The following is a 25,423-nucleotide window of genomic DNA, read 5'->3' on the forward strand; positions in this document are numbered from 1 at the left end:
CCAGCGGACGCTATTGCGCCGGAGGCGGGCCTGACCAGCTGCACGCCTCGCAGCTCAACAGGGCGCCCCGTTCCACCAGGGTGAAGTGGCCGCAGTCCGGGCACGGATCGCCCGAATAGCTCTCGGCGGCGCGGGTCACGCTCGTGCTCGCGCTGGCAAACGGGGCCTCGTCCTCCTCGGCGATGCCGGCCCGGCCGCCCTGCGCCGCACGCGCCTTTCTCGGGCCGGCGAGCATGACGACATTGTCGGGCAGCTGGCCGCGCGAGAAGCCCTTGGAGATGAACTTCTTCGCATCGGTCTCGACGATCTTCTCCTTGGCCACGCCCGCGCCGAGGGCGGCCGGATCATGGCGCCCCGCATCGGTCTGGGAGAGATCCTCCCGGCCAAGATAGGACACGCCGAGCTCGCGGAAGAGATAGTCCAGGATCGAGCTCGCATGCTTGATGGAGTCGTTGCCCTCGACCGGGCCGGCCGGCTCGAAGCGGGTGAAGACATAGGCGTCGACGAACTCTTCCAGCGGCACGCCGTATTGCAGGCCTATCGAGATCGCGATGGCGAAATTGTTCATCAGCGAGCGGAAGGCCGCGCCTTCCTTGTGCATGTCGATGAAGATCTCGCCGAGTTCGCCGTCCTCGAACTCGCCGGTGTGCAGATAGACCTTGTGGCCGCCCACGGTGGCCTTCTGGATATAGCCCTTGCGCCGGTCGGGCAGCTTGCGCCGGCGCGCCGGGCTTTCCACCACGCGCTCGACGACCTTTTCCACGATCCGCTCCTCGGCGACGAATTCGCGCCGGCCGGCATCGCCGCCCTCGAATTCGATCGTGTTCAGGAGATCGTAGAGCGCCTCGCCCTCGCGCTGCAGGGCGATCGACTTCAGGCCGCGCCTGCCGGCCGAGGCGATCAGCGCGCCGACCTCGTCAATGGTGGCCGTGCCGGGAAGCACCAGTTCGAGATCGCAGCTCGCGCCCAGTACGGCCTCCACGGCGCGGGCCATTTCCAGGCGGGCTTCCGGGCCGGCCGGGGCGAACACGGCACGCCGCTCCGGGCTGAGCGCCGGGCAGTCGTCCAGGCGGCCCGCGCCGTGCGCCCAGCGCTCGGCGGTCTCGATCTCGGCCGGGCTCACCCCGAAGGCCTGGAGCAGCCCGCCGCCGGCGCGCTCGAGCTGCTCCGGCGCGAGGCCGCAGCGCCGCGCGATCTCCTCGCCGACCGTCCAGCGGTTGAAGGCGTGGCGCACCGGCGTGCCCTCGGCGATCGCCGCCTCGATGCGGGCGAGATCGTCCTCGGCGAGGCCCTGGCGCTGCAGGGCGTCGATCCAGGGCGCGTCGAGGCCGGCCAGCGTGCGGGTGCCGAGCGCGTGGCGTTCGGCCGCCTGGCGGGTTGCCGGGTCCAGTCCGGCAAGCGCGGTCTCTATCGTCCGGGCCAGTCCCGCCTCGCCGGAGAGGTCCGCGAGCGGGTGGATGCCCACCGACTCCAGATCGAGCGCGGCGATGGACAGCGCGTCGGGCCGCGCGAAGCTCACCGGAGCCGGGCTCGCCTCGGCGACGAGGGCGACGATCTCCGCCGCCCGCTCGCGCGCCGCATCGCTGTCATAGGCGAGCCTGAGGGCGGTGAGCGCCGCGCCGAGACCGCCGAGCACGAGTGCGCCGCCTTCGCCCGCGGCCGCCTTGCCCCAGAGCGTGGCGGCGTAGGCGAGGCCTTCGGAGTCCAGCCCGTCCTGCGCTGCGAAGGCCGCGAGGTTCAGCGTGACGGCGCCGGCGTGCCGGGCCGGTCGTTCGAAGACGAGCCGCGGCGCGCCGTGGGTCCAGACGGTCTCGGCGAGCTGCGAGAACAGCGCGCGCGCCGGCGTGCCGTCGTCCAGTACGGCGTCGGCCTCAACCGCCGCGATCGCCGCCGCGGGCAGTTCCAGCGCGCGATGGAGCGGGGCTTCGGGCGCGAAGTCGAGCCCGGCCTCGGGCTCGGTAATGCCCTGGCGGGCCCGGGCGATGGCCCGCTCGATCATCGCGTCCGGCGCGCCATCGCGGCGCGCGGCGCGGATCGCGCGGGCGAGCGCCCGGTTGCGGCGCGGATCGAAGCACTCCTCGCTCGATCCGTCGCAATTGACGCAGGCGAGCGCCACCGCCTCCAGCCGCTCGCGCAGGATGCGCGCGCCGAGATCGGCGGCGGCGAGACCCATCGCGTCGGCATTGATCTCGCGCAGCAGGCGTCTCGCCTCGTCGAACGGCGCGATGTCCTCGCCTTCGGGTTCGGGCAGCGCCTCGCCGCGCCACAGCTCCGGGGCGGGCAGGGCTTCCTGCAGCATCATGGAGGCGAGCAGTTCCCCCTTCGCCGTCGCGCGGGCGGGCTTGGCGAAATGGCGCGAGAGGCGTTCGGCGAGTGCGTCCAGGACCGGTTCGAGATCGATCGGAGCGTCGAAATCCTGTCCCGAGAGCGCCGCGCCGGCCGACGCGGCCCGTCCGCTCCACCCCTGCGGGGCGCGAACGCTCACCCCGGCGTCCGGCTCGACCGCGTCCGGATCGGCCTGGAAGAGCGGGCGATCGAGCCAGTCCGGCGCCGCAGTCGGGTCGCTGTCGGGGCGCGTGTGGCGGCGGTCGAGCGTCATGGCGGCTCCTGGAAGCGCGTCGGGACTTGCGAATCACCGCCCATGATACCGGTTCGCGCGGGACCGTGTCGAAAAAGCCTAGGGCGGACTGCAAACCGTGTTATTGGCAGCGCCCGTCACTGGACCCGCGCCGCCCGCGTGGGCATATTCCCGCGCGAGTGAAGAACCCTTCGTCTTGAGAGGATCGGCTGACGCATGCTCGGCTTCATCAAACGCATCTTCGCCTGGTGGGACGGCGCCACGCTCGGCACGCTGTGGACGATCGCGCGCGGCGGCAAGTTCGTCGGCGAGGACGCGTTCGGCAACAAGTACTACCAGGAGCCCGAAGGCAAGGGCACGGGCGCGGACGGCACCCGGCGCCGCTGGGTGATCTATAACGGCTATGCCGACGCCTCGCGCGTGCCGTCGGACTGGCACGGCTGGATGCACCATACCTTCGACGAGCCTCCCACCGAGTCGCCCCTGCCGCGCCGCGCCTGGGAGAAGGACCACCAGCCGAACCTGACCGGGACGATCTACGCCTACCGGCCCAAGGGGTCGCTCGCGACCGCCCGCGAGCGCCAGAAATCGGCGGCCGATTACGAAAGCTGGACGCCGGAGGGCTGAGGCGATGAAGAGCGGTGCCGTCCTCGAAACCCTGATCGGGCTCATCGTGCTGATCGCGGCCGGCGCCTTCCTGTTCTACGGCCAGGGCCAGCTGGACGAGGGTCCGGGCCGGGCCGGCTACACGATCACGGCGCGCTTCTCCTCGATCGGCGATCTCTCGCGCGGGGCGGAAGTGCGCGTCGCCGGCGTGCCGGTGGGTACGGTGTCGGGCATAGAGCTCGATCAGCAGACCTATTTCGCGCGCACCATCTTCAAGATCCGCTCCGATGTCGAAATCCCGGACGATTCCACCGCCAAGATCGCGATGGCCGGGCTGCTCGGAGGGGCCTATGTCGAGATCGAGCCGGGCGGCTCGACCGAAATGCTGCCCGAGGGCGGCGAGATCGAGTTCACCCAGGGCTCGGTCGACCTGTTCGACCTGATCGGCGAAGCGGTGATGGGCCGGGGCTCCGGCGCCTCGACTTCGCCGTAAAGCCGTGTGAGCGTGAGATCATGATCCGTTCCCTGCTCATCGCCACCGCCTGTGCGGCCCTGTCCGGCGCCGCTCTCGCCCAGGACACGGCCCCGCCCGCCCCCGAGGACGCGAACTCCGAGCCGGGCCGCGTCGCCATCCTGCGCGGGCTCGACAAGGTCACGGCCCGCACGCAGGACTTCGAGGCACCGGTCGGGGAGACCGTGAGCTTCGGCGCCCTCGACATCACGGTGCAGTACTGCCGGCGCCGGCCGCCGGAAGAGCCGCCGGAGACCTTCGTGTTCATGGAAGTGCTCGACAGGCGCACCGACGGCTTCGGCGCCGAGGCCGAAGGCGAGGAGATCTTCTCCGGCTGGATGTTTGCCTCCAACCCGGCGCTCAACCCGCTCGAACACCCCGTCTACGACGTCTGGGTGATCGACTGCAGGAGCTGATCGCCGGACAGGCCCTCGGGAAGCGCGAAGAAATCGGCGTCGGTCTCCACCGCCCGGTCGAGCCGGTCGAGATAGGCGTCGCGTCCGATCGCCTCGGCTCCGAACCGTTCCAGGTGCGCGGTGGTGAACTGCGCGTCGAGCAGGCGGTAGCCGCCGGCCTTCAGGCGCGCGACGAGATGGACGAGGGCCACCTTTGAGGCGTCCGTCGCGCGCGAGAACATGCTCTCGCCGAAGAACGCCCCGCCCAGCGAGACCCCGTAGAGCCCGCCGGCGAGCCGGCCTTCCTTCCAGCACTCCAGGGAATGGGCGTAGCCCGCGCGATGCATGTCGAGATAGAGCCTCAGGATCGGGGCGTTGATCCAGGTCTCCTCCCGGTTCGGTCCCGGCGCGGCGCACGCCTTGACGACTGCCTCGAAGCAGCGGTTGACCGTGACGTGGAAGACGTCGCGCCTGACCGTCTTCCTCAGGCTCCTGGGCACATGGAAGCGGTCGAGCGGGATGATGCCGCGCTCGTCGGGATTGAGCAGGAAGATGCGCGGATCCTCGCGTGACTCCGCCATCGGGAAGACACCCCGGCGGTAGCAGGCGATGAGTTCCTCGACGCCGAAGCCGCGCATGCGGCCGTCTCCTTACTTGGCCCGCCCGGCCAGGAAGCTTTCCAGCCAGCGGATGTGGTAGTCCCCGCTGATGAATTCGGGCTGCTCGAGAAGTTCAAGGTGCAGCGGGATCGTCGTCTCCACCCCGCCGACGACCATTTCCTGCAGGGCCCGCTTCAGCCGCAGCAGCGTTTCCGGGCGGTTGCGGCCGCGCACGATGAGCTTGCCGATCAGGCTGTCGTAATAGGGCGGAATGGAATAGCCCGCATAGAGCCCGCTATCGAGGCGCACGCCGGGCCCGCCCGGCGCATGGAAGTCGGTCACCTTGCCCGGCGAGGGGGTGAAGGTGAACGGGTTCTCCGCATTGATGCGGCACTCGATGGCGTGACCCTCGACACGGACGTCCTCCTGGGCGACGTCGAGCTTCTCCCCGGCCGCGACGCGGATCTGCTCGCGCACCAGGTCGATGCCGGTGATCTCCTCGGTCACCGGGTGCTCGACCTGCAGGCGGGTGTTCATCTCGATGAAGTAGAACTCGCCGTTCTCGTAGAGGAACTCCACCGTACCGGCGCCGCGATAGCCGATCTCGCCGACCGCGTCGGTGACGGTCTTGCCGATGCGCGCGCGCTCCTGCGGCGTCAGGGTCGGGGAGGGGGCCTCCTCGAGCACCTTCTGGTGACGGCGCTGCAGCGAGCAGTCGCGCTCGGCGAGATGGATCACGTTGCCATGCTGGTCGGCCATGACCTGGATCTCGATATGGCGCGGCTTGCCGAGATATTTCTCGATATAGACCGAACCGTCCCCGAACGCGGCCTTGGCCTCGGTCGAGGCGGTCTGCAGGGCATGCTCGAGCCTGGCCTCGTTCTCGGCGACCTTCATGCCGCGCCCGCCGCCGCCCGCGGCCGCCTTGATGAGGACCGGGAAGCCGATCTCCTTGGCGATGCGGCGCGCCTCCTTCATGTCCTCGATCGCGCCGTCAGAACCGGGCACCACGGGGATGCCGGCATCGGCGGCCGCCTTCTTGGCGGTGATCTTGTCGCCCATCAGGCGGATCGTCTCGGGCTTGGGACCGATGAAGACGAGGTCGTGCGCCTCGACGATCTCGGCGAAGCGCGCGTTCTCCGACAGGAAGCCGTAGCCGGGATGGATCGCCTGCGCGCCGGTGATCTCGGCCGCGGAGATGATCGAGGGGATGTGCAGGTAGGACCGCCCGGCCGGAGGCGGGCCGAGGCACACGCTCTCGTCGGCGAGCTTGACGTGCATCGCGTCGCGGTCGGCTTCCGAATGCACCGCGACCGTCTTGATGCCCATTTCCTGGCAGGCCCGGTGGATGCGGAGCGCGATCTCGCCGCGATTGGCGATGAGGATCTTGTCGAACATCTCGTATCCGCCCGCGATCAGGAGATGATGAAGAGCGGCTCGCCGTACTCGACCGGCTGACCATCCTCCACGAGGATTTCGCTCACCTTGCCGGAGGCCGGCGCGGTGATCGGGTTGAAGGTCTTCATCGCCTCGATCAGGAGGATGGTGTCACCCTCCTTCACGCTGTCGCCGACCGAGACGAAGTTGGCCGATTCCGGGTTGGGCTTGAGATAGACCGTGCCGACCATGGGCGACTTGACCACGCCGGGATGGCTCGCCGCGTCGGCGGCCCGGGCCGGGGCCGGCGTCTCCGGGGGCGTGGCGGTGGCCGCCTGCGGCGCCGGAGCGGGCGCGGGCATCGGCGCGGGCGCCGGGGCGGCGGCATAGGTCACCGGCGCGGCGTGAATCTCGCGCGCCACGCGGATGCGCAGCTCGCCGCGCTCGAGCTCGATCTCGGTCAGCTCCGAATCGCGCAGGATCTTCGCCAGATCCCGGGCGAGCTTGGAGTCGCTCTGGGTGGACGGGTTCGATGCCATGAATGCCATGCCCTTCTATTGTCTCTGTCCAAAGCCGCGCCCTCAGGCGATCAGATCGGCGGCGGCCTTGATCCCTAGCACATAACCCAACGCGCCAAAGCCCGAGATGGCACCATCGCAGACCGCGGTCACGTAGGAGTGGTGCCGGAACGGCTCGCGCGCGGCCGGCTGGGAGAGGTGAACTTCGATGACCGGCACCTCTAGCGCTTTCAAAGCGTCGTGCAAAGCCACGCTGGTATGCCCGTATGCGGCCGGGTTGAGGATCACCGCGCTCGCCTCCTCGCGCGCGGCCTGGATCCAGTCGACCAGCTCGCCCTCGTGATTGGTCTGCCGGAACACGATCTCCAGGCCCAGCCCGCCGGCCGCCTCGGCGCAGCGCGCCTCGATGTCGGCCAGCGTCTCGCGGCCGTAGATCTCCGGCTCGCGGGTGCCGAGAAGGTTCAGATTCGGTCCGTTCAGGATGTGGATCGGCTTCGGCATCAGGCAGTCCTCATGCGCATGAAGGCGCGGCGCGCCTTGACTGCGGGCCGCGGTTTTACGACGTGAAGCCGGTAGGAAACAAGAAAAGTCGCGTCCATGACCGCAATGACTGTCACCATAAACGGCGAGCCGCGCGATCTTCCGGCCGGGCTCACCCTGAAGGGGCTGCTGGAGGAGCTCGAGCTCGATCCCAGGAAGGTCGCGGTGGAACGCAATCTGGAGATCGCGCCGCGCTCGGCCTATGACGAGATCGAGATCGAGGCCGGCGACCGGCTGGAGATCGTGCAGTTCGTCGGAGGAGGCTAGACCCATGGATGCGAGCGATGCGGTGAAGACGAACGATCCGCTGGTCGTGGCAGGCCGGACGCTCAATTCGCGCCTGATCATCGGTACCGGCAAGTATCAGAGCTACGCCCAGAACGCGCGTGCGCTCGAAGCCTCCGGCGCCGAGATGATCACGGTCGCCCTGCGCCGGGTGAACCTGTCGGACAGGAGTCAGGACCGGCTCGTCGACCACATCGACCCGGACAAGTACGTCTTCCTGCCCAATACCGCAGGCTGCTTCACCGGCGAGGACGCCGTGCGCACGCTGCGCCTGGCGCGCGAGGCCGGCGGCTGGAACCTCGTGAAGCTGGAAGTCCTCTCCGATCCCAAGCACCTCTACCCGGACATGGCCGAGACGCTGCGCGCCGCCGAAATGCTGATCGGGGACGGGTTCGAGGTGATGGTCTATTGCTCCGACGACCCGGTCTACGCGAAGAAGCTCGAGGAGATCGGCTGCTGCGCGATCATGCCGCTCGGCGCGCCGATCGGCTCCGGGCTCGGTATCCAGAACCCGGTCAATATCCGCCTCATCGTGGAGCAGAGCAAGGTCCCGGTCATCGTCGATGCCGGCGTCGGCACGGCCTCGGACGCCGCCGTGGCGATGGAGCTCGGCTGCGACGGGGTGCTGATGAACACCGCCATCGCCGAGGCCAAGGATCCGGTGCGCATGGCGCGCGCGATGAAGCACGCCGTCATCGCGGGCCGCGAGGCCTATCTCGCCGGGCGCATGGCGAAGAAGAGATACGCCGATCCCTCCAGCCCGCTCGCCGGACTGATCTGACCGACCCTCTCCCGCGTTAAAATTCGGCCATGATCGTCTCATGGCCTGTTCACGTCGCGTCCGGTTTCCTAAATGGGTGCCGGTTTCGACATGCGAGGAAGGATGATCCGATGGCCCGAACGCTGCTTGCCGCGCTGAGCCTCGCGCTCGGCCTTGCCGCCACCGCCTGCGCGCAGGAGGAGCCGCAGGCGCTGGACGGGGCGCCGGAACAGAGCTTCCACGCGGACCGCGCGGTGCCGGACAGCCGGGCGGACATGCAGCTCTCCTTCGCCCCGATCGTGCGCGAGGCGGCGCCGGCGGTCGTCAATGTCTATTCGCGCCGCGTCGTGGCGCAGCGCTCGCCCTTCGCGGGCGATCCCTTCTTCGAGCGTTTCTTCGGTCCCCAGACCCGCCAGCGCGAGGTCGGCTCGCTCGGGTCGGGCGTGATCGTCGATCCCTCCGGCATCATCGTCACCAACCACCACGTCGTGGAGGGTGCCCAGGAATTGCGCGTCGTGCTCGCCGACCGGCGCGAATTCGATGCCGAGCTCCTGCTCGCCGACGAGCGCACCGACCTCGCCGTGCTGCGCATCGACGCCGGCGAGGCGCTGCCGGTGCTGCCCTATGACGAGGCCGGCGATGCCGAGGTGGGCGATCTGGTGCTGGCCATCGGCAACCCGTTCGGCGTCGGCCAGACCGTGACAAGCGGCATCGTCTCGGCGCTCGCGCGCACCGATGTCGGGATCTCCGACTATTCCTTCTTCATCCAGACCGACGCGGCGGTGAACCCGGGCAATTCCGGCGGCGCGCTGGTGGACATGGACGGCGAGCTGATCGGGGTGAACACGGCGATCTTCTCCCGCTCCGGCGGCTCGCACGGCATCGGCTTCGCCATCCCCGCCGACATGGTGCGCACCGTGGTGGAGGCGGCGCTGTCGGGCGAGGAGCTGATCCGGCCCTGGCTCGGCGCGCGCCTGCAGCCGGTGACGAGCGATCTCGCCCAGTCCCTCGGCCTCGACCGGCCGCGCGGCGCAATCGTTTCCGAGCTCTGGCCCGGCGGTCCGGCCGAGGAGGCCGGCCTTCGGCGCGGCGACATCATCGTCGAGGTCGACGGGGTGGAGGTGAACGACGAGACCGGCATCCGCTTCCGCTTCGCCACCCATTCACTGGGCGACGAGGCCGAGGTCACCGTGCTGCGTGACGGGGAGCGGCGCACGCTGCCCGTCCAGGCGCGCCCGGCGCCGGGCGAGCGCGATGCCGAGCCGGTCAGGGTGCGCGGCCGCAACCCGCTCCAGGGCGCCCAGGTCGTCGAGCTGTCGCCCGCGCTCAACGAGCGCCTGGGCATCGACACCTTCCTGGAGGGGATCATGGTCACGGGCGTCGAACGGCGCAGCGCTGCGGCCTATTACGGCTTCCAGCCCGGCGACCGGGTGCTGGAAATCCAGGGCGAGGCTATCGAGACGCTCGACGATCTCGACCGCGTGCTGGAGCGCTACGACAACGACGCCCACTGGCCGGTCGAGATCGTGCGCGGCGGGGAACGCTTCGCGCGCACGCTGCGGCTCTAGGCACGCTTCAGCGGCGAGGCGATCGACCAGGTATGCCCGTAAGGGTCTCTGACGTGGCCGTAGCGGTCGCCCCAGAACATGTCCTGCAACGGATAGGTCGCGGTGGCGCCGGCCTTCACCGCGCGCTCGAACCAGGCATCGGCGGCGTCGACCTGGAGATGGAGGACCACGCCGGCGGGCGGTTTCAGCTCGCCCTTGCGCATCTCGGGAAAGTCGTCGTGCAGCATCACCGAGCCGCCATTGATCTCGAGGCGCGCATACATGACCCGCTTCCCGTCCTCGGCCATCTGGCGGTAGATTTCCTTCGCGCCGAACGCCTGCCGGTAGAAGGTGATGGCGTCGAGCCCGCCGACCACGGTCAGGTGCGGGGCGACCCCGCCGTCCGGGCTCTTTCTCGTCTCGTCGCCGAATGACTGCATGGCCGTTGTCCTTCCACCGCTCTGTCGTGGCAAAGTGCGCCGATGACCGATCTGTTTCAATCCGCCGGCCTTGAGAGCGGCGCGCCGCGGCCGCTCGCCGACCGGCTGCGCCCGCAGAGTCTCGACGAGGTCGTCGGACAGGACCACCTGCTGGGGCCCGCCGGCCCGCTCGGGCGCATGGTCGCCCAGAAGCGTCTCTCCTCGATCGTCCTCTGGGGGCCGCCGGGCGTGGGCAAGACCACGATCGCGCGCCTGCTCGCTGACGAGGCGGGGCTCGAGTTCGACGCGATCTCGGCCGTGTTCTCCGGCGTCGCGGACCTGAAGAAGGCCTTCGACCGCGCCCGCGCGCGTCGCGCCGCGGGCAAGGGCACGCTGCTGTTCGTCGACGAGATCCACCGCTTCAACCGGGCGCAGCAGGACGGCTTCCTGCCCGTGGTGGAGGAGGGCGTGGTCACGCTCGTCGGGGCGACGACGGAAAATCCGAGCTTCGAGCTCAATGCCGCGCTCCTGTCGCGCTGCCAGGTCATGGTCCTCAAGCGCCTCGACGCCGAGGCGATGGAGAAGCTGCTGGCCCGCGCCGAGAGGCTGGAGGGTCGCGAGCTGCCGCTGACGCCCGACGCGCGCGAAGGGCTGATCGCCATGGCCGACGGGGACGGGCGCTATCTGCTCAATCTCGCCGAGGAGGTGCTTGCGCTGCAGCCGGATGCGCCTCTCGGCCTGGCCGACCTGTCCGGCGTGCTGCAGCGCCGCGCGCCGGTCTACGATAAGGACCGCGAGGAGCATTACAATCTCATCTCGGCCCTGCACAAATCGGTGCGCGGGTCGGACCCCGACGCCGCGCTCTACTGGCTCGCGCGCATGCTCGCGGGCGGCGAGGACCCGCTCTATCTCGCACGGCGCATCGTGAGGATGGCCAACGAGGATATCGGCCTTGCCGACCCCACGGCCGTCCACGCCGCGCTGGCGGCGAAGGACGTCTACGACTTCCTCGGCAGCCCCGAGGGCGAGCTCGCGCTCGCCCAGGCGGTCGTCCATCTCGCGAGCGCGCCGAAATCGAACGCCGTCTACACCGCCTGGAAGGCCGCCCAGCGCGCCGCGAAGGAGACTGGCTCGCTGATGCCGCCCAAACACATCCTGAACGCGCCGACGAGGCTCATGAAGGAGGAAGGCTACGGCAAGGGCTATCGCTACGACCACGACGTCGAGGGCGGTGTCTCGGGCCAGAACTACTTTCCCGAGGAGATGGAGCGCCCGCGCTTCTACGCGCCGAAGGACGTCGGCCGCGAGGCCGCGATCAAGGAGCGGCTGGAGCGCTGGGGGAAGCTGAGAACGTAGGCCTCAGTCCTGTGCGTCCACCCGGTGCGCCAGCACCTCGATGCGGATCCCGACCCGATCGCCGACGAGGTTCATCGCGGTATCCAGCCCGTAGTCGGACCGGCTGATCTCGCCGGTGATCGAGAAGCCCGCCCCCTCCCGGCCGCCGCGCGAGACGTCCGGACCGATCCGGTTCAGCGTCACGTCGAACGTCTCCTCGCGCGTGACGCCAAGCAGGGTGAAGTTGCCGGTCACGCGCGCCGAGACGTCGTCGAGCAGTTCGACCTGCGTGGATTCGAAGACGATCTCGCCATGGGTGGCGATGTCCAGCCAGGACGATCCGCGCACGGCGTTGTCGCGGGCGTCGAGCCCGGTCCAGACCGAGGCCGTCCGCACGCGGGCGGACACCGAACTTGCCGCCGGATCCTCGCGATCGAGCCGGATCACGCCCTCGCTGTCGGGGAATATGCCGATCGTGTCGGCAAAGCCGAAGCGCTCGACCGCGAACAGGACGTGGGTATGGCCGGGATCGATCTCGTAGGCGACCGGATCGGCAAGTGCGGACGGGGCCGCGAGAATGCAGGCGAGCAGTCCGAGTGCGGTCCTCATGGTCTTCCCCCTGGTGATCGACCGACACCGTACGAGGGCCGCTCGGCCCTGGGAAATGACTCTCCTGCAAGGGTCTTCACATCTGCGTGAAGCTTCAGCGCGCCTTCCCGTACATCCCGGCGAGCTCCGCTGGGCAAGCCTCCAGCGCGCAGGTCACGCCGGGATCGGAATGGGAATTGGACCGACGGATCCAATTTCCGTTTGTGCGACCACGTGACGCAGCGTTATCCCTGTTCCCGTCACGGCTGGGGAGCCGTCGCTGATGGACAGGGACGCACGCACATGAAACCGGAACGCATCAATCTTCTGCTGGGCCTCGTCTGGCTCATTCTCGGCATGGGGCTCGGCGAGCACATGGGCCGGGTCGGCGATCACAGCCAGCACGTCACGCACGCCCACATCATGCTGGTGGGCGGGGTGCTGCCGATCCTCTTCGCGCTGATCTACCGCGCCTTCGCGCTGGTCCAGGGCCTGCTCGCCTGGATCCAGACACTTCTGCACCATGTCGGGGCGGCGGTGATGATCGTGTCGCTCTACATGCTCTATGGCGCGATCGCACCGGAAAGCACGCTCGGCCCGGTGCTCGGCATCTCGGCGATGCTGATCATCCTGTCGGTGGTGCTGGTGCTGGTCCAGGCGCTGCGGGGCAAGCAGGCCGCCTGACGCCTTCTCTCCGGCTCTTCCCGCGCTAGACTGGCGCTCGCAAGAGCCGGAGGACGCCCGTGAGACGCATCGCCCTCATTGCCATCGCCGCGGCGGCGGCCGCTCTCCTGCTCGCCGTGCTGGCGGCGGTCCTGATCGGCCGGGCCATGGTCGCCGAGCCGGGCGTGGAGCGCCTGAAGGGCGTGCGCGAGGACCTCGGCGCCGAGCGCCTGCTCTTCGTCTTCGCCCATCCCGACGACGAGATCACCGCCAACGCCCTGATGCGCCGCGCGGTGGAGGAGGGGCTCCACGTCGCGCTCTTCACCGCGACGCGCGGGGAGGCGGGCACGCAATATCCTCCGGTCGTCGACCAGGCCCATCTCGGCGTGGTGCGCGAGGGGGAGGCGCGAAAGCACGGCTTCGCCATCGGGGTGAACCGCCATGTCGTCGAGGACCTCGGCGACGGCCGGCTGGCGGCCCGCGATTTCGAGGACCTCGTCGCGCGGGTGCTGGCCGAGATCGAGGCGGCCGGACCCGACATTCTCGTCAGCTTCCATCCCGAAAGCGCCATTTCCTTGCATCCCGACCACATGACGATCGGGCGCGCCGCGCGGGAGGCCGTCGCCCGCTCCGGCCGGGAGATCGGCCTCGTCTACGTGCTCGCCCCGCGCCCGGCGCTGACCCGGTTCGGCGGGGAGAACGGGGCGCGCATCGCGGCGCTCCAGCCCGATCCCGACTTCGCCGTCCCCGCCCCCGCCCGCGACAAGCGCCGCGCCTGGGCGATCCACGAGAGCCAGTCGGAATATCTCCAGGCCGTGTACGGCATGCCGCCCTGGCTGATGTATGCGCTGTGGACACGGGAGTACTACGCGTTTGCCGATGAGGGGCGGGAGGGGCTGCGTTGAGCCTTGCCACCTCCGCGCCCGCGCCCTAACCCTCACCCCCATGAACCACATCCTCCTCGTCGCGATGGGCGGAGCGCTGGGCGCGGTCGCCCGTCACCTGGTCAACCAGGCCGGCCTGCGCCTGCTGGGGCCGGAGTTCCCGTACGGCACGTTCGCGGTGAACGTCGCCGGCTCGCTGGCGGTCGGGCTGCTGGTGGGCTGGCTGGCGCAGGCCGGGCGGCCCGACGCGACCGAGATCCGCTTCGCGCTCGGGGTCGGCTTTCTCGGCGCCTTCACCACGATGAGCGCCTTCGCCCTCGACGTCGTGGTGATGGCCGAGCGCAAGATGGTCCTGCTCGCCGGGGCCTATGCGGCCGGCACTGTGATCGTGTCCGTGCTTGCGGTATTGGCAGGCCTCCTGATCGCAAGGCAGATCTTTTCCCCATGAGCGGCGTGCAAAACCTCACCGTCACGAAGGACGAGGCCGATATCCGCCTCGACCGCTGGTTCAAGCGGCGCTTTCCCCACGTGCCCTTCGGCCTGGTGGCCAAGCTCGCGCGCAAGGGCCAGGTGCGCGTCGACGGCGCGCGCGTGAAGCCGGAGGACCGCCTGCAGCCCGGCCAGAGCGTGCGCGTGCCGCCGCTGCCCGATCCCGGCGAGCTGAAGGAAACCCCCTCCCTCTCGCGCGAGGATGCCGCGTTCGCCCGCTCGCTGGTGATCTACCAGGACGAGGAGATCATCGCCTTCAACAAGCCGCCCGGCCTGCCCGTGCAGGGCGGCTCGAAGGTCACCCACCATCTCGACCGCCTGCTCGACGCCTTCGGCCGGGGCGAGGAGCGCCCGCGCCTGGTGCACCGGCTCGACAAGGACACCTCCGGGGTGCTGGTCGTGGCGAAGACCGCCCAGGCCGCCAAGCGCCTGTCGAAGCTGTTCCAGGGCCGCGACCTGAAGAAGACCTACTGGGCGGTCTGCCTCGGCGTGCCGGCGCCCAGGGTCGGCGAGATCAAGGGCTTCATGAAGAAGTCCTCCGGCGGGGAGGGCGACCGCGAGATGATGGTGCCCGCCCGCCACGGCGAGGAGGGCGCGCAGTACGCGCTGACCCGCTATGCCGTCGCCGACGAGGCCGGCCGGCGTGTCAGCTGGGTGCTCCTGCGCCCGGAGACGGGCCGCACCCACCAGCTGCGCGTGCACATGGCCGCCGCCGGCCATTCCATTCTCGGCGACGGGAAATATGTCTGCGACATCCCCACCCCGGAGGGCCTGTCGCGCAAGCTGCACCTGCATGCGCGAAAGCTCGAGATCCCGCGCCCGGGAAAGAAGCCGCTGGTGATCGAGGCCGGGCTGCCCGCGCACATGATCGACACCTTCGACGCGCTGGGCCTCGGCCCGCGCGCCGATCTCTCCGCCGTCGAGGCGGTGCTGGAGTGAGCGACCCGAAGCTCGCCATCTTCGATGTCGACGGCACGCTCGTCGACAGCCGCGAGGTCATCCACCGCGCGATGGACCGGGCGTTCGCGCGCGCCGGGCTCGGCGGCATCGAATACGACCGCGTGCGCACCATCGTCGGGCTGGAGCTGACCGAGGCGGTGCTGCGCCTCGCCCCGCCCGACTACCCGGCCGAGCGCATCCCCGAACTTGCGACCTTCTACAAGCAGGCCTTCGTCGAGCAGCGCGCCGAGGAGGGCTTTTCCGAGCCGCTCTATGCCGGCGCGCGCGAGACCGTCGAGCGCCTCGCCGATGCCGGCTGGCTGCTCGGCGTCGCCACCGGCAAGGCCCGGCGCGGGCTCGACATCGTCTTCACCCATCACGGCCTGCACAGGTATTTCCAGACCCTGCAGACCGTCGATGCCGGTCCCGGCAAGCCCCATCCGCGCATGGTCCTGGACGCCATGGCCGAGGTGGGCGCGCGCGCCGAGGCGACCGTGATGATCGGGGACACCAGCTTCGACATGGAGATGGCGCGCAACGCGAAGGCCCGCGCCGTCGGGGTCGCGTGGGGCTTCCACACACCGGACGAGATCGAGGCCGGCGGCGCGCACGAGATCCATCACGATTACGACGCGCTCAATGCCGCGCTCGACGCGTTCGCAGACGGCATCGGAGCCCCCGGCCGGCTCGCGCGTTGACCCTGTTGCCGGCCCGCCGCGGGCCGGCCCCAGCAGCGCGGAGCTTCCATGGCCGGCTTCATCATCGCGACCTTCCGCTTCCTGGTCTATTTCGTCTTCCTGGCCGTCACGCTCGCCGGGATGCTGCTGGGCGCGCGCCTCGCCCAGCAGCAGGGCTACGAGGTCTGGTTCGGCGGCGCGCTCGGCCTTCTGGCCGGGTTCTTCGCGGCGGTTCTGGTAACGGGGATCATGGTCATCCTGCTCGACATCCAGGCGAGCCTGAAGGCGCTCGCCGAAACCGGCCGGACCGGGAGCGGGGAGGTACACCACCATTACCATCACGGCGATGACGGCGAGGGGCCCTATCCGGAAACCGGCGAGACGTGAGCGAGACCTGAGCGCGCGCCCGCCCGCGCCATTGACCGCCTGGCCGTGCGCGTCCATCTAGCCCCCATCTTCAGTCCCGCGCGAGGCCCGTCCCCCATGTCCATGTCGAAGGCGAGAGCGGAGAACCGTCCGCTGCCCAGGCGGTTCTATTCCACGGTCAGCGTCGCGGCGAGCGAGGAGGGCTGGCGCATCCTGCTCGACGGCCGGCCCGTGAAGACCCCGGCGCGAAAGCCCCTGGCCGCTCCCTGCCAACCGCTCGCCGAGGCGATCGGCGCGGAATGGGCGGCGCAGGAAAAGCAGATCGACCCCTTCACCATGCCCCTGACGCGCCTGGCCCACCTCGCCATCGACCGGATGGGGGAGGTGAGGGCGCCGGCCGCCGCGGAGATCGCCCGGTATGCCCGCACCGATCTTCTCTGCTACCGCGCCGAAGAAGGCGAACTCGCCGCCCTGCAGGCCACGGCCTGGGATCCCTGGCTCGAGTGGGCGGCGAGCGCGCTCGACGCCCCGCTCAACCGGGCCGAAACGCTGCTGCCGATCGAGCAGCCGGAGGCCTCCATCGCCGCGCTCGAGACGCGCGCCCTCGCGCTGGACGACTGGCGCCTGACCGGCCTGGCGAGCGCGGTGCCGCTCCTGGGCTCGGCGGTGCTGGGCTTCGCGCTGCTGGAAGGCGAGGGCGCGGGGCTGGCCATCTTCGATGCCTCCCGCGTGGACGAGCATTACCAGGCCGGGCGCTGGGGCGAGGACGCCGAGGCGGCCGAGGCGGCGGAAAACCGCAAGCGCGATCTGCTGGCGTGCGAGGTGCTGTTCCGCACCCTCGACGAGGCGGGGGTGGGCTGAGCCGCTCCGCCGCACCGCCCCATTTGCCCGCCGCTGCCCCCGGTGCTAACCAGCGCTGAACCAGGAATCTTGCCGGAGCGAACGCCGATGAAAGAGGTCCTCGAACAACTCGATGCCAAGCGCAGGGCGGCGCGGGCCGGAGGCGGGGAGAAGCGCGTCCAGGCCCAGCACGAGAAGGGCAAGCTCTCCGCGCGCGAGCGCATCGAGGTTCTGCTGGACGACGGCAGCTTCGAGGAATTCGACATGTTCGTGGAGCACCAGTGCTCCGAGTTCGGCATGGAGGAGAAGAAGATCCCCGGCGACGGCGTGATCACGGGCTCGGGCACGATCAACGGGCGCCTGGTCTACATCTTCGCCAAGGACTTCACCGTGTTCGGCGGCTCGCTCTCGCTCGCCCACGCGCGCAAGATCTGCAAGGTCCAGGACGCGGCGCTGAAGAACGGCGCGCCGATCCTCGGCCTCTTCGATGCCGGCGGCGCGCGGATCCAGGAGGGCGTCGACGCGCTCGGCGGCTATGCCGAGATCTTCCAGAGAAACGTGCTCGCCTCCGGCGTCGTGCCGCAGATCTCCGTCATCATGGGCCCGTGCGCGGGCGGGGATGTCTATTCCCCGGCCATGACCGACTTCATCTTCATGGTGAAGGACACCTCCTACATGTACGTGACCGGCCCGGACGTGGTGAAGACGGTCACCAACGAGGTCGTCACCCACGAGGAGCTCGGCGGGGCGAGCGTGCACGCGAAGAAGTCCGGCGTCGCCGACGGCGCGTTCGAGAACGATATCGAGGCGCTGACCCAGATGCGCCGCCTCGTCGACTTCCTGCCGCTGTCCAACCGCGAGAGCGCGCCCCGGCGGCCGAGCTATGACAGCCCCGACCGCATCGAGGCGAGCCTGGACACGCTCGTCCCGCCCAACCCGAACAAGCCCTACGACATCAAGGAGCTGATCCGGAAGGTGGCCGACGAGGGCGATTTCTTCGAGCTCGCCCCGGACTACGCGATGAACATCGTCATCGGCTTCGGGCGCCTCGAAGGCCAGCCCGTCGGCTTCGTCGCGAACCAGCCGATGAGCCTTGCCGGCGTGCTCGACATCGACGCGTCGAAGAAGGCCGCGCGCTTCGTGCGCTTCTGCGACGCCTTCAACATCCCGATCGTCACCTTCGTGGACGTGCCCGGCTTCCTGCCCGGCACCAAGCAGGAATATGGCGGCCTCATCAAGCACGGCGCCAAGCTCCTGTTCGCCTATGCCGAGGCCACCGTCCCCAAGCTCACCGTCATCACCCGCAAGGCCTATGGTGGGGCCTATGACGTGATGGCCTCCAAGCACCTGCGCGGCGACATCAACTACGCCTGGCCGACCGCCGAGATCGCCGTGATGGGTCCCAAGGGCGCCGCCGAGATCATCTTCCGCAAGGACCTCGACGATCCCGAGAAGATGGCCGAGCACGTCAGGGAATACGAATCCCGCTTCGCCAACCCCTTCGTGGCCGCCTCGCGCGGCTATCTCGACGACGTCATCCAGCCGCGCTCCACGCGCGTGCGGCTGATCAAGGCGCTTCGGACGCTGAGAAAGAAGAACCTCACCAATCCGTGGAAGAAGCACGATAACTTGCCGTTGTGAGCCCTCTGCCCGGGAGAGGGCGGGCGCCGGCCTGAGATGACGCACTCACAGCCTCTGGGTCCCGGCTGGAGTTTGCTCCGGACCCGATCCGGGGCCGGGAAGCGGGGGATCGGCCGAGAAATGGCGAAGCCAGGCCTGCTGGGCGGGTAACGCCTCTCCCCTTCAAGGGGGGAGGATAAAGTCCATCATCCCTGTCATGGCCCGGTCCGACCGGGCCACCCATGCCCGCCCGCGCCCCCCCTCATTCCGGGCTGCCCCTCAACGCAGCGCGCGCGCCACGAGCAGGGCGATCAGCCCGCCGAGGGCCAGGGCACCGGCCCCGGCGGCGATGTGGAGATCGAACGTGCCGCGGCCGAGGGCGGCCAGCTGGACCAGGCCGGCGCCGCCGATCTGCAGCGCCGAGGCGCCGAGCAGGAGCCGCCGTGCGAACACGCGCGTCATGATCCGATCCTTTCCCGAAACGGGACGAAGACCGGTCATACCGCGCATGACTCGTGCCGCAGTCGCCGGCGGGGGTCGGGGCCGGCGGCTACTCCGGCGGCGGCGGGAAGCTGCCGTCCTCGCCGGCGATCAGGCGCTCGTAGGCGTCCACCAGCGTCACGTAGGGCGGCACCGGGGTCTGCGTCAGCTCGCCGTCGATATCCACGCTCTGGCGGATCTCGAAATGCAGGTGATAGGTGGTGGGCGTGCCCCCGAAATAATTCGACACCACACCCAGCCTGTCGCCGCGCGTGACGCTGTCGCCGGCCTCGACCTGCAGCGTCGCCGGGTCGAGATGGAGATAGAGATAGCGCGTGCCGTCCTCACCGAGCAGGGACAGGACATGGCCGTTGATGCCGGTGATGTCCCCGTCATCGGTCGCCACGGCCCAGAAATCGTCCTGGTCGTCCGGCGTCGTCGGCGGGCAGGACGGCGGACGGATGTCCTGTCCCTGATGGCCGGTGCCGGACGGGCAGAACGGGGTCGCATAGCCCCGCGTCTCGCAGAAATTGTCGCTCCAGGGATAGCTGTATGCGCTCGCGTCGCACTGCCAGCCGCCCGGCCCCTGCGAGCCGCCCGGCCCCCAGACCTGGCTGTTGGCATAGGCCGCCGGCAGCTCGATCGGGAAGCGCATGTCCGGAACGTAGTTTTCCTGCTCCGTCTGGCCGGTGCCCGAGCCCGGAACCAGGTCGCCCGGCGGGTTGTAGGTGAAGGCCTCGCCATACAAGTCCGTCGGCTCCGGCTCCGGCTCGGGTTCCGGCTCCGGCTCGGGTTCCGGTTCCGGTTCCGGCTCCGGTTCGGGTTCCGGCGCGGGGTCCGGCTCGGGCGAGGGCTCCTCGGCCGGCGGTGTCTCCGGCGGCGTCGTGCCGCAGCCCGGGCAGATGACCAGCGCCGTGAACCCGGCTCCGGCGACGATGGCGGCGAGGATGTAGTCGCGCTGGCGGCTCATCGCGGTCCCTCCGGATCGAGATAGGCGCCGTCGGGCGATCCGCCGGCGATGACGAGACGGCGCGCCACGTTGCGGATCGTTTCCGGGTCGCGGCAGCGCGGATCGGCGTCCGGGTCGACGCAGTGGACCTGGATGTCGTAGGCAGCGCCGTAACGGGTGAAGCTCGCCGACAGGCCGGTCTCGGTCCGCGTCAGGGTAAGCCCGTCCTCCCCGCGCAGGGCCTGCCAGAGCCGTATCGCGCGGGGGTCGGAGATCTCGGCGGCGACGATGCGCGAGCCGGACACCTCGAACATCATCCCGTCATGGTGATAGGTCGCCGAATAGAACTGGTCGCGCGGGAAGACGAGCATGCCCCGCTCGCTCATGTCCGCATGGGTATAGGCGTCCAAAGTCTCCGGCAGCAGCAGCGGCAGGCGGGGCCGGACGAGTTCGTCGGCCTGCACATTGCGCGGCATGGCGGGCGGCGCGGTCTCGAGCGGCGAGGGCGCCGTGGTGAGCGTGCCCGCGCGCGACTGGCGCTGCAGCTGGACGGCCAGGTCCTCGCGCGTGCGCTGCCAGTCTATGCGCCTCAGCTCGCGCCCGCGCGCATCGCGCTCGAGCTGGTCCTCGACCGTACCCTCCTGGGCGAGCGTCTCCTGCAGCCGCAGGAGCTGGTCGCGATTGAGTTCGAGCTGGCGCAGCATCTCGGGGTCGATCTGGCGCAGCTGGTCGAAGCGTTGCGGCTGGAGTTCCGGCGGGAGTTCCTGCTGCGTCTGGCCCGTGGCGGCCGGCACAGCCAGCGCCGCGGCCAGTGCGGCGGCGAGCCCGGTCAGGAAAGCGCGTGATCTCATGAAGCCCCGGGCCTGGCGGCCCGCCCCCTTGCCTGTCCCATGCGCACGCCAAAAGGTTAACACGGACCGGGTGCCCGGCTCCAGCGAAATCAGGGTCTGAGCCCGCTTCCCCCTGCCACGGCGAGATGATCCACGACGTGCCGGGCGAAATCCGGATCGGTGCAGCGCGGATCGGCGTCCGGATCGGCACAGCTGATCGAGAGGGTGTAGCCGGCCCCGTAACGGGAGAAGTTCGCATCCTGGCCCGCCTCGGTGCGGGTGATGTCGGGCACGCCCGCGGCCGCGCTGTGCGCGCGCCGGGCCGATGCCATGCCGGTGAGTTCCAGCGTTGCCGGTCCCAGCACGAAGCTCGCCGTGTACTGGGCCGGGCGCGTGAAGAAGAGCACGCCGGCCGGCCCGTCCGGACGCGAGAGCACCGGCTCGGGCAGGGCGGGAAGCAGGACGGGCAGGGCGACCTCGTCCAGCACCTCGCGGGGGCGGTTGACCGGCCAGGCGATGGCGTTCGCCTGCGCGCCCGCGGCGTCGGCCCGCGCGCCCTCCCAGTCGATAGCTGTGTCCTGCGCCGCGGCGGTGCCTGCGGCGAAGAGAAGAAGGGCGAGTGTCAGCACGTGCTTCATGGCGTCAGACCCTCCACGGGCGGCGATACCAGTCCGCCAAGGCGGCAATTGTGAGGCGATGGCCCGCGACGCCGATCGCGGACCCTCACCCTTTCGTGACGGCGCCCTCGCGCACGATGCGGGCCGAGAGGAATCCCCGCTCCTCGGCCATCTGCCGGCGCGCATCGAGATCGCAGTCGGCGAAGAGGAGCTGCGCGCTCGATCCGGCGCGCGACAGCACCGCCCCGTCCGGTGCGCAGATCAGCGACTGGCCGGCATAGCTGCGCTCCTCCTCGCGCCCGCAGCGGTTGGCGAGCAGGCTGTAGACCGAGTTGTGGAAGGAGAGGGTGCGCATCTCCGCCTCGAACAGGGAGACCGGCTCGCTCGTCTCGATGCAGGTCGGCGTCGCCACGATGTCGGCCCCGGCGCGCGCGACGGCGCGGTAGCTCTCTGGGAAATGCCGGTCGAAGCAGATCACCACCCCGACCCGGCCTGCCGCCGTGTCGTAGACCGCAAAGCCCTCGCCGGGCGCGTAGTAGTCCTTCTCCCAGAAGCCGTCGAACTGGGCGATCTCGTTCATCCGGCTGACCCCGAGCAGCGTGCCGTCGGCGTCGAAGACCGGCGAGGCGTCGTAGCGCCGCCCGTCGCGGTCGGCGAGATAGAGGTTGGAGACCACGACGATGCCGTTCGCCTTCGCCGCTTCGGACAGGCGCGCGATCGACGCGTCATCCGGCGTCAGCGCCCATTTCGATGCGTCCCCGCCCTTCGTCTTGGGAAAGAAGGGCGAGAGGTGAACCTCGGGAAAGCAGACGAGCTTCGCGCCCTGCGCGGCGGCGTCGGCGATCAGGCGCTCGGCGGTTGCGAGATTGTCCGCGACCGAGTCCGCGGCGGCGTGCTGGGCGATGGCGAGACGGACCATGGCGCGATCTCCGGCGATACTGTGGCACAAGGGCTGACGACGGGCCGGGCGGGCCCTATATGCGGACCGGAACACCACAGCGTGAGCGGGTCCATCTGGCAAGGCCTGTTTTCGCGGGCGCAAATCGGTTATATGCGCTGCAACATTCTTTCCGTGGAGCCTCGCCTTAAGGAGCGCGCGACCCCATGCAACTGACCATGATGAAGGCCAAGCTGCACCGCGCCGCGGTGACCCAGGCGGACCTCCACTACGAGGGCTCGATCTCGATCGACGCCGATCTGCTCGACGCCGCCGGCATCCTGCCGCACGAGCAGGTCGACGTGCTCAACATCAATACCGGCGCGCGCTTCACCACCTATGCCATCACCGCGCCGCGCGGCTCGAAGACCTTCGGCATCAACGGCGCGGCCGCGCGCCTGGCCCAAGTCGGCGACCGCATCATCGTGGTGGCCTATGCCGGCATGGACGCGCAGGAAGCCAGGAATTTCGAGCCGACCGTCGTGCTGCTCGACGAGCACAACGAGGTCGTGGAACAGCCCAGGGCGGCGTGACCGGCCGGGCAACGAGAGCGAAAGGCCCCGGACGCGCGTCCGGGGCCTCTTCGTTTCAGTCCTCGATGCGCCAGGTCGCGCTGACGGTGACCGAGACGGTCAGCTCGCCCGAGGCGACGGGGGTCGCCGCATCCATTGCATAGCTCTCGGCCCGCATCATCATCGGCTGGGGCCGCATGCCGCCGCTCTCGCTCATCGAGTGGAGCGCGATCACCTCGAAGCCGGCGGCTTCGGCATAGAGATCCTTCAGCGCGTTCAGCTCGGCGATCGCGCGCCGGCGTGCCTCATTGCGCGCCTCGCTCGGGTCTTCCGTGGAGAACTCGACCCCCTGCAGCTGGTTGGCGCCGTTCTCCACCAAGGCGTCGATCGTCTCGCCCAGATCGTCGAGATCGCGCACGATGGCCGTGACCGTATTGCGCGCCTCGTAGCCGACGATGCGCGGGCCTTCGCGCTGGCCGCGCGGGCTCATGGAGCGGTTGTCGTCGTTGGCGTAGACCGGGTTGACCGAGAGATTGGAGGTCTGCCGGTCGCGCTCGGCGATGCCGGCCCGGTCGAGCGCGCCGAACACCTGGTTCATGAGACGGGAATTGGCCTGGAGCGCCTCGGCGGCGGAATCGCCCCGGGTGACGGCGCCGGCGCTGACCACGGCGAGATCTGGGGCGATGCGCACCTCGCCGGTGGCCGAAAGCGAGAGCGTTGCAGGCTGGACCGCGCTTTCCGCCTGAGCCAGGGCGGGCGCGGACAGGCTTGCGGCGGGCAGGCTCAGGGCGGTGGCAAGCAGGATGGTGCGGATCATGGATCGGTCTCCCTTCAAGGTCCCTCGCCGGTGACGAGGCCGCAGCGCGATGGCGAAATCGTGACGGTGCGGCGGCGCGGCGGCGGCTTTCGGGATTAAATCGCGTTCACCCGCCGCGCGTTCCCTTCGCCCCGGCCTTCGCCGCGACGGTGCGGGGATCGACGGGCTGCCCGGACGGGTCCGCCAGGAAGAGGGTGCGGCTGGGATAGGCGAAGTCGACCCCTTCGGCGTCGAAGCGGCGCATGATGGTCAGCAGCGCCTCCTGCGTCTTGTCGCGGAAGGTGACGAACTCGGGCGCCTCCACCCAGAAGACGAGCTCGTAATTGAGCGAGCTGTCGCCGAAGGCGATGAGGTGGCAGCGGTCGAAGGTCAGCAGCTCGATGGCCTCGAGGTCCTCGCGCACCCATTGCGGGATCTTCTCCGCGATGTCGGCGGGCGTCTGGTAGAGCACGCCGAAGGGCACCACCTGGCGCCGCCGTTCGAGGCGCTGGTAGTTGTGCACCCGCTCGCCGAGCAGGTCGGTGTTGGAGACTGAGATCTGCTCGCCCGACAGCGCGCGGATGCGCGTGGTGCGAAGTCCGATCTCCTCCACATTGCCGGATATCTGCGCCCCGCCGGGAGGCCCGAAGATGATGAAGTCGCCCTTCTTGAAGGGCTTGTCCGACAGGATCGAGATCGAGGCGAAGAGATCGGAGAAGATGCCCTGGGCGGCGAGGCCGATGGCGATGCCGCCCACTCCGAGACCGGCGATGAGGGCGGTCACCTGGATGCCCGCGGTGTCCAGCAGGATGATGAAGGTCAGCACCCAGATGAGGCCGATGATCAGCCATTTGAGCACCCCGACGGCGTTGGCGAGCCCGGAGCCCGCCTCGCCGGCGCGCTGGGCCCGGCGCAGCAGCAGCGAGACCGCGATCTCCTGGCCGAGCAGGGCGGTCTGGATCACCACCGCGATGACCAGGAGGCCGGTGATGAGTTCATCGACCGTTTCCGGCACGGCGAAGAGGCGCACGGTCAGCGCGATCGCCACGATCAGGAGGAAGAGCGAGCCGATCTTGGAGATCGCCCGCGAGAATATCGCCGGCAGCGCCGTCTCGTCCCTGCGCGCGAAGCGCTTGATGACGAAGGCCGCGATCATGCGCGTGGCCAGCATGGCGATGTAGAGCCCCGCCGCGGTGGCGAGCGCGGTCAGGGCCAGCGTCTCGTTCTGCATCACCCAGGCCGCGAGCTGATCGAACGCGTCGCGCAGCCGGGAGAACGCGCCGCCGACGGCCTCGGTCACGTCGGCGTCGGCCGGCGGCTGGGCCTCGCCCTGCGCGGGATCGGAGACGGGCGGGGTCTGTCGCATGCTTGCTCCTGCGAATCCGGTGCCGGTGGCGCCCATCATGGCGCAGGCCGCGGCGATCGCGAACCCGTCCCCTGCCGGCGCACCGGTCCGCAGCGGTGATCTGCACGCTTTGCAGCGCGCCGGGCGCGCGGTAAGACACTCGCCTTGTCCGGGTTTCTCCGCGGACGGGCCTGTAGCTCAACTGGTTAGAGCCGGCGGCTCATAACCGCTTGGTTGGGGGTTCGAGTCCCTCCGGGCCCACCAGTCTTCCACAATGCTCGAGCCCATCCGGGCTTTCGCTCCTCGCTGGCGCTGCGGGCGGACGTTCGTCCTTGCGAACCCTGCGGGTTCGAAGTCGGTTCGCCTGCTATGATGATGGAGGATCGCGGGATCGGACCGCCTTGGCCGATCGGCGGCGTCC

30 protein-coding genes and 1 tRNA gene are annotated in these 25,423 nt (G+C 69.6%); 17 read left to right on the forward strand and 14 right to left on the reverse strand.

Features of this window, described 5'->3' with window-relative positions:
• Nucleotides 1-10: 10 nt before the first annotated feature.
• Complete coding sequence (locus tag JW792_RS01940) at nucleotides 11-2,599, reverse strand: TSCPD domain-containing protein (protein ID WP_135994338.1); 2,589 nt, start codon at nucleotides 2,597-2,599, stop codon at nucleotides 11-13.
• Nucleotides 2,600-2,794: 195 nt separating this feature from the next.
• On the opposite strand from JW792_RS01940, the gene JW792_RS01945 reads away from it, so the two are divergent.
• From JW792_RS01945 to JW792_RS01955, 3 genes are read left to right on the forward strand one after another with little or no spacing between them, the layout of a single operon-like run.
• Nucleotides 2,795-3,205 carry an NADH:ubiquinone oxidoreductase subunit NDUFA12 gene (locus JW792_RS01945; protein ID WP_135994337.1) on the forward strand — a complete coding sequence of 137 codons (411 nt, stop codon included), beginning with the start codon at nucleotides 2,795-2,797 and terminating at the stop codon, nucleotides 3,203-3,205.
• A gap of 4 nt (nucleotides 3,206-3,209) precedes the next feature.
• Nucleotides 3,210-3,677 (forward strand): outer membrane lipid asymmetry maintenance protein MlaD, encoded by a 468-nt coding sequence (gene mlaD / locus JW792_RS01950; protein ID WP_135994336.1) that lies wholly within the window; start codon nucleotides 3,210-3,212, stop codon nucleotides 3,675-3,677.
• 20 nt (nucleotides 3,678-3,697) lie between these two features.
• Nucleotides 3,698-4,111 (forward strand): DUF2155 domain-containing protein, encoded by a 414-nt coding sequence (locus tag JW792_RS01955; protein ID WP_135994335.1) that lies wholly within the window; start codon nucleotides 3,698-3,700, stop codon nucleotides 4,109-4,111.
• Here the strand turns inward: JW792_RS01955 and aat are convergent.
• The 4 genes from aat to aroQ are packed head-to-tail and all read right to left on the reverse strand — an operon-like array spanning nucleotide 4,078 to nucleotide 7,085.
• Complete coding sequence (gene aat, locus JW792_RS01960) at nucleotides 4,078-4,728, reverse strand: leucyl/phenylalanyl-tRNA--protein transferase (protein WP_135994334.1); 651 nt, start codon at nucleotides 4,726-4,728, stop codon at nucleotides 4,078-4,080. The two genes, JW792_RS01955 and aat, sit on opposite strands and share 34 nt — an antisense overlap.
• 12 nt (nucleotides 4,729-4,740) lie before the next feature.
• A complete protein-coding gene (gene accC / locus JW792_RS01965; RefSeq protein ID WP_135994333.1) occupies nucleotides 4,741-6,087 on the reverse strand; it encodes an acetyl-CoA carboxylase biotin carboxylase subunit in 1,347 nt (448 codons plus the stop codon).
• Between the two features lie 17 nt (nucleotides 6,088-6,104).
• A complete protein-coding gene (gene accB, locus JW792_RS01970) occupies nucleotides 6,105-6,614 on the reverse strand; it encodes an acetyl-CoA carboxylase biotin carboxyl carrier protein (RefSeq protein WP_241095031.1) in 510 nt (169 codons plus the stop codon).
• A 33-nt stretch (nucleotides 6,615-6,647) separates the two neighbouring features.
• Nucleotides 6,648-7,085, reverse strand: a complete 438-nt coding sequence (aroQ, locus tag JW792_RS01975; RefSeq protein WP_135994332.1) for a type II 3-dehydroquinate dehydratase — start codon at nucleotides 7,083-7,085, stop codon at nucleotides 6,648-6,650.
• Nucleotides 7,086-7,181: 96 nt separating this feature from the next.
• Between aroQ and thiS the strand changes: the two genes are divergently transcribed.
• The 3 genes from thiS (at nucleotide 7,182) to JW792_RS01990 (ending at nucleotide 9,737) form a co-directional block, all read left to right on the forward strand.
• Nucleotides 7,182-7,391 carry a sulfur carrier protein ThiS gene (gene thiS / locus JW792_RS01980; RefSeq protein WP_241095032.1) on the forward strand — a complete coding sequence of 70 codons (210 nt, stop codon included), beginning with the start codon at nucleotides 7,182-7,184 and terminating at the stop codon, nucleotides 7,389-7,391.
• 4 nt (nucleotides 7,392-7,395) lie between these two features.
• Nucleotides 7,396-8,190 (forward strand): thiazole synthase, encoded by a 795-nt coding sequence (locus JW792_RS01985; RefSeq protein WP_135994331.1) that lies wholly within the window; start codon nucleotides 7,396-7,398, stop codon nucleotides 8,188-8,190.
• 110 nt (nucleotides 8,191-8,300) lie between these two features.
• Complete coding sequence (locus JW792_RS01990; protein ID WP_135994330.1) at nucleotides 8,301-9,737, forward strand: DegQ family serine endoprotease; 1,437 nt, start codon at nucleotides 8,301-8,303, stop codon at nucleotides 9,735-9,737.
• Here JW792_RS01990 and JW792_RS01995 read toward each other — a convergent pair.
• Complete coding sequence (locus JW792_RS01995; RefSeq protein ID WP_135994329.1) at nucleotides 9,734-10,156, reverse strand: VOC family protein; 423 nt, start codon at nucleotides 10,154-10,156, stop codon at nucleotides 9,734-9,736. The genes JW792_RS01990 and JW792_RS01995 overlap by 4 nt on opposite strands.
• Before the next feature lie 42 nt (nucleotides 10,157-10,198).
• Between JW792_RS01995 and JW792_RS02000 the strand changes: the two genes are divergently transcribed.
• Nucleotides 10,199-11,491 carry a replication-associated recombination protein A gene (locus JW792_RS02000; protein ID WP_135994328.1) on the forward strand — a complete coding sequence of 431 codons (1,293 nt, stop codon included), beginning with the start codon at nucleotides 10,199-10,201 and terminating at the stop codon, nucleotides 11,489-11,491.
• Nucleotides 11,492-11,494: 3 nt separating this feature from the next.
• Here JW792_RS02000 and JW792_RS02005 read toward each other — a convergent pair whose 3' ends face one another.
• On the reverse strand, nucleotides 11,495-12,079 hold the full coding sequence (locus JW792_RS02005) for a YceI family protein (protein WP_135994327.1): 585 nt from the start codon (nucleotides 12,077-12,079) through the stop codon (nucleotides 11,495-11,497).
• Nucleotides 12,080-12,361: 282 nt separating this feature from the next.
• Between JW792_RS02005 and JW792_RS02010 the strand changes: the two genes are divergently transcribed.
• From JW792_RS02010 to JW792_RS02045, 8 genes are all read left to right on the forward strand, one after another.
• Nucleotides 12,362-12,742, forward strand: coding sequence for a TonB-dependent receptor (locus JW792_RS02010; protein ID WP_135994326.1), 381 nt, complete (start codon nucleotides 12,362-12,364; stop codon nucleotides 12,740-12,742).
• A 59-nt stretch (nucleotides 12,743-12,801) separates the two neighbouring features.
• Entirely contained in the window at nucleotides 12,802-13,626 is an 825-nt protein-coding gene (locus JW792_RS02015; protein ID WP_135994325.1) for a PIG-L deacetylase family protein, read from the forward strand.
• A gap of 40 nt (nucleotides 13,627-13,666) precedes the next feature.
• A complete protein-coding gene (crcB, locus tag JW792_RS02020) occupies nucleotides 13,667-14,053 on the forward strand; it encodes a fluoride efflux transporter CrcB (protein WP_135994324.1) in 387 nt (128 codons plus the stop codon).
• On the forward strand, nucleotides 14,050-15,033 hold the full coding sequence (locus tag JW792_RS02025) for an RluA family pseudouridine synthase (RefSeq protein WP_135994323.1): 984 nt from the start codon (nucleotides 14,050-14,052) through the stop codon (nucleotides 15,031-15,033). Before crcB ends, JW792_RS02025 begins: the two co-directional genes overlap by 4 nt.
• Nucleotides 15,030-15,731 (forward strand): HAD-IA family hydrolase, encoded by a 702-nt coding sequence (locus tag JW792_RS02030; protein ID WP_135994322.1) that lies wholly within the window; start codon nucleotides 15,030-15,032, stop codon nucleotides 15,729-15,731. Before JW792_RS02025 ends, JW792_RS02030 begins: the two co-directional genes overlap by 4 nt.
• Nucleotides 15,732-15,779: 48 nt before the next feature.
• Nucleotides 15,780-16,097: a hypothetical protein gene (locus tag JW792_RS02035; RefSeq protein WP_135994321.1), complete on the forward strand. Its 318-nt coding sequence runs from the start codon at nucleotides 15,780-15,782 to the stop codon at nucleotides 16,095-16,097.
• Nucleotides 16,098-16,193: 96 nt separating this feature from the next.
• Nucleotides 16,194-16,937 (forward strand): ATP12 family chaperone protein, encoded by a 744-nt coding sequence (locus JW792_RS02040; protein ID WP_135994320.1) that lies wholly within the window; start codon nucleotides 16,194-16,196, stop codon nucleotides 16,935-16,937.
• 87 nt (nucleotides 16,938-17,024) lie between these two features.
• Nucleotides 17,025-18,557: an acyl-CoA carboxylase subunit beta gene (locus JW792_RS02045; RefSeq protein WP_135994319.1), complete on the forward strand. Its 1,533-nt coding sequence runs from the start codon at nucleotides 17,025-17,027 to the stop codon at nucleotides 18,555-18,557.
• A gap of 258 nt (nucleotides 18,558-18,815) precedes the next feature.
• On the opposite strand, the gene JW792_RS02050 is transcribed toward JW792_RS02045, so the two are convergent.
• From JW792_RS02050 to JW792_RS02070, 5 genes are all read right to left on the reverse strand, one after another.
• On the reverse strand, nucleotides 18,816-18,998 hold the full coding sequence (locus tag JW792_RS02050) for a hypothetical protein (protein WP_135994318.1): 183 nt from the start codon (nucleotides 18,996-18,998) through the stop codon (nucleotides 18,816-18,818).
• A gap of 88 nt (nucleotides 18,999-19,086) precedes the next feature.
• Complete coding sequence (locus tag JW792_RS02055) at nucleotides 19,087-19,986, reverse strand: M23 family metallopeptidase (protein WP_135994317.1); 900 nt, start codon at nucleotides 19,984-19,986, stop codon at nucleotides 19,087-19,089.
• Entirely contained in the window at nucleotides 19,983-20,816 is an 834-nt protein-coding gene (locus tag JW792_RS02060; protein WP_135994316.1) for a hypothetical protein, read from the reverse strand. The genes JW792_RS02055 and JW792_RS02060 overlap by 4 nt, the downstream gene beginning before the upstream one ends.
• An 89-nt stretch (nucleotides 20,817-20,905) precedes the next feature.
• Nucleotides 20,906-21,433: a hypothetical protein gene (locus JW792_RS02065; RefSeq protein ID WP_135994315.1), complete on the reverse strand. Its 528-nt coding sequence runs from the start codon at nucleotides 21,431-21,433 to the stop codon at nucleotides 20,906-20,908.
• A gap of 85 nt (nucleotides 21,434-21,518) precedes the next feature.
• Nucleotides 21,519-22,331: a carbon-nitrogen hydrolase family protein gene (locus JW792_RS02070; protein ID WP_135994314.1), complete on the reverse strand. Its 813-nt coding sequence runs from the start codon at nucleotides 22,329-22,331 to the stop codon at nucleotides 21,519-21,521.
• Between the two features lie 185 nt (nucleotides 22,332-22,516).
• Here JW792_RS02070 and panD point away from each other — a divergent pair, with 185 nt between their 5' ends.
• Nucleotides 22,517-22,882: an aspartate 1-decarboxylase gene (panD, locus tag JW792_RS02075; protein ID WP_135994313.1), complete on the forward strand. Its 366-nt coding sequence runs from the start codon at nucleotides 22,517-22,519 to the stop codon at nucleotides 22,880-22,882.
• A 55-nt stretch (nucleotides 22,883-22,937) separates the two neighbouring features.
• Here panD and JW792_RS02080 read toward each other — a convergent pair whose 3' ends face one another.
• Together JW792_RS02080 and JW792_RS02085 are read right to left on the reverse strand one after the other, a co-directional pair.
• On the reverse strand, nucleotides 22,938-23,678 hold the full coding sequence (locus JW792_RS02080) for an SIMPL domain-containing protein (RefSeq protein WP_135994312.1): 741 nt from the start codon (nucleotides 23,676-23,678) through the stop codon (nucleotides 22,938-22,940).
• A 106-nt stretch (nucleotides 23,679-23,784) separates the two neighbouring features.
• Entirely contained in the window at nucleotides 23,785-25,023 is a 1,239-nt protein-coding gene (locus JW792_RS02085) for a mechanosensitive ion channel family protein (RefSeq protein ID WP_135994311.1), read from the reverse strand.
• A gap of 166 nt (nucleotides 25,024-25,189) precedes the next feature.
• Between JW792_RS02085 and JW792_RS02090 the strand changes: the two genes are divergently transcribed.
• A tRNA-Ile gene (locus JW792_RS02090) sits at nucleotides 25,190-25,266 on the forward strand.
• The last annotated feature ends 157 nt before the right edge of the window (nucleotides 25,267-25,423 follow it).

The organism is Marinicauda algicola (assembly GCF_017161425.1).
GTDB lineage: Bacteria > Pseudomonadota > Alphaproteobacteria > Caulobacterales > Maricaulaceae > Marinicauda > Marinicauda algicola.